General features: G+C 57.6%; 1 protein-coding gene. It reads left to right on the top strand.

The window, feature by feature from the left end; genetic code table 11:
• The first annotated feature begins 216 nt into the window (after positions 1-216).
• On the top strand, positions 217-1,662 hold the full coding sequence (locus tag AC1D00_RS39445) for a DUF1254 domain-containing protein (protein WP_477014406.1): 1,446 nt from the start codon (positions 217-219) through the stop codon (positions 1,660-1,662).
• The last annotated feature ends 157 nt before the right edge of the window (positions 1,663-1,819 follow it).

Below are 1,819 nucleotides of genomic sequence, written 5' to 3'. Positions count from 1 at the left end.
CGTTTGAGATCTGCTATGCCCTTAGCAGCGGCGCAAACGCCATATGTCCGGAATGCGGAGTCGGACCTACAGCGATCACGGCACGCTTGGCTTTAGAGTGCAATTAATGGTAGGCTTCAAAGATTAAGGTCAACTGGGCGTCGTGTTGAGCCGCTGAATTTTCCTTAGGTTCGACGAGCGCTTGTCTCCCCTTTGGACCAAAGTGAGGAGTTCGCCATGAAATCGACCCGACGATCATTCGTAAACGGCGCGGCTGCGGCCARCTTGGCATTCACGGTCCTCAACGGAATGCCCCTGCCTGCATACGCACAAGCAGTCACTCCTGAGGAAGCGCGGCAGATCGCCGAGAGCGCATATATCTACGGCTATTCGCTCATCACGACCTATGTCACCCAGGTTCAGATGAGCAATGTGCCAAAGGTTGAAGGGCTTACGGCGCCGACCGGACAGTTCATCAACGTTCCACGCTATCCGCCGGCCGATTATCGTGGCGTTTCGGCGCCAAATGCGGACACACTTTATTCTCTGGGTTGGCTCGACCTCACTGAACCGCAGGTGTTCAGTCACCCAGAGATGGGCAATCGGTTCTATTTGTTCGAGCTGACCGACCTTTGGATGTCGGATTCCGAGTCATCGCCGAGCAGACGCACGGCTGACGGCAAGGCCGCCAACTACCTGTTCACCGGGCCTGGCTGGAAGGGCGAGGTACCGGCAGGCATGACGCAGTTTCCTATGGCAACGCGCTACATGGTTATTCTGGGCCGAACTTATGCCGATGGCACCGAACAGGATTACAAGGCAGTCAACGAGTTGCAGGCACAGTACAAGATCACGCCGCTTTCTTCATGGGGCAAGCCGTATACACCTGCCGCGCCACCGGTGAATCCGAATCCCGGCTTCAGCATGACCGACAAGCCGCAACCGCTCATCATAGCTCTGGGAACGGAGGGATATTTCGATCTCATGGCGAAGCTAATGGGTGGGGATGCACCGCCAGCGGCGGGAGATGGCCCCATCCTCGCGAGCATGGCGAAGATCGGTATCGTACCCGGCAAGCCGTTTGAGATGAGCAGGCTCGATCCTGCTGTGCAGGCCGCATTGAAGGACATTCCGCAATCAGCCCTGAAAAAAATTGAAGACAACAAAGCAGCCTTGGGCGAGATCATGAACGGCTGGGTGGTGACAAAGGGGCTCGGTACCTACGGCCCCGACAGCTACATGAAGCGCGCTGTGGTGGCGGCATTCGGCTGGCCCGCCAACCAGCAGCGGGATGCCGTCTATCCCTACACCGAGACTGATTCGACGGGACAGAAGCTGACGGGCGCAAACAAGTACACCTTGACCTTCGCCAAGGACGCGACGCCGCCGGTCAACGGCTTCTGGTCGATCACCATGTACATGATCGACCAGGGCTGGTGGTTCGTTCCCAACCCGCTGAACAAATTTACCGTCAGCCTGCGCGACAATCCAAAGTTCAACGCCGATGGTTCGCTGACGCTTTACTTCCAGAATGAATCGCCGGGTAAGGACAAGGAGGCGAACTGGCTTCCGGCTCCGAAGGGCGAGTTCATTCCGATGCTGAGGATGTACTGGCCGAAGGATGAGTCGCCTTCGATCCTGAACGGCTCGTGGAAGCCCCCGGCGGTGCAAAAAGCCAGCTAAACATGTACCGCGCTGGCGCCCACGCACCGGTGCGGTATTTCCCAGCTGCGCAGTTCAATCGGAGACAAGTTCGACGTCCGAGTTGGGTCAAAACGCGAAAAACTCAACGTGAGAAAATCTGGTCCGCCATGCCTCCACGAGCGGACCTCGTGGAGGG

It is taken from the genome of Bradyrhizobium sp. P2_E8, assembly GCF_056403875.1.
Note: the sequence above shows the minus strand (reverse complement) of the source record. Positions and strands in the feature narration are given on the sequence as shown.